Raw genomic sequence first — 1,084 nt, forward strand, 5'->3', positions numbered from 1 at the left:
GTCGATGGCCGCAGCTCCTTGAAACCGTTATTATACGCTTGGCAATCAAAAACAGTCCCAAGTATTGTTAGGTAGACCTTAATAAAAAAAACAATGAGTCAAAAACTACTGCCCAGATTAGGAAGTGCGATCGCTAGCACAGTTTTAAGTTTGTTTTCAGGCGTGTCATTGGTAGGAGTAGACAAAGCACAAGCCGCTGTACTCTCCTACAATTTCCAAGCCGATGGTGGTGAAGCTAGCGGCGTTTTTAAGGTGGATAACTCTTCGCTTAGAGGAATAGACTTTGAAGGAATTGCAGTATCCGAGGGAAGATTAAACACTTATCTAACTGCCTCTAGTGAGGGTTATCCACTCAAAGGCAAAGATTACTACGATTTGGCAGGGGCTATAGCTCTATTTTATCAAGGGGATTTTCTCGGACTGCAAGCAAGCGGTGGGGACAACGCGAGTACAGAATTTAACATTCCTGCCGACGAGTTCGGAGGGCCTTATTACTACAAGTATCAGGCCTCGGCATCTTGGTCGATGGATAACAACGGGCCGGTCTCTCTTTTTTTTGGGTATAAGGAGGTAATACTTACTTTCAACGGTGACTCGATTGTAGACAGAAGTACTCCACCAGCCTATGCCGCTGTTTCTTACACTCTAGTGGATACCCAAGCCGAACCAGTTCCCGAACCTCTCACCGCAGGGGCGGCAGCTTTAGCATTGGCTGGTTTAAGCTGGTTAAAACACAAGAAAAAAATGGCAGCTTGAGGTGCCCGGGCACCTCAACAATTAAGCACTCAGCAGTCACTTTTGAGAAAATATTATCGGGGCCTAATTTGGCGCTTGATGCCCAGAAAGACCCCGGGCTCTGTCAAATGGCGACTACCAAAAACGCATAGGACAAAACTCCCAGGCGGGTGTGAGTCCTCCGCATCGCTACAACACAAATCAGTCAGAATATTTTTCCGGGATGCTCAAACATTTGTCTTGTTTAGCGGCAAAAGCAATAGTTGCCAAGTAAAAAATGATACAAAATTCAGCCGTAAGAACACCCATAGTAGTAGGGGTGTTGACATTTGGCAATGTTTGAATTCCC

Annotated in this window: 1 protein-coding gene; it reads left to right on the forward strand. The window is 45.7% G+C overall.

Translation table 11 applies throughout. The annotated features are described in order from the left end of the window. The first annotated feature begins 93 nt into the window (after positions 1-93). Positions 94-756, forward strand: a complete 663-nt coding sequence (locus tag ACUVJL_RS39040; protein WP_445250721.1) for a hypothetical protein — start codon at positions 94-96, stop codon at positions 754-756. The last annotated feature ends 328 nt before the right edge of the window (positions 757-1,084 follow it).

The sequence above is a fragment of the Microcoleus sp. OTE_8_concoct_300 genome (assembly GCF_031383065.1).
Taxonomy (GTDB): Bacteria; Cyanobacteriota; Cyanobacteriia; order Cyanobacteriales; family Microcoleaceae; genus Microcoleus.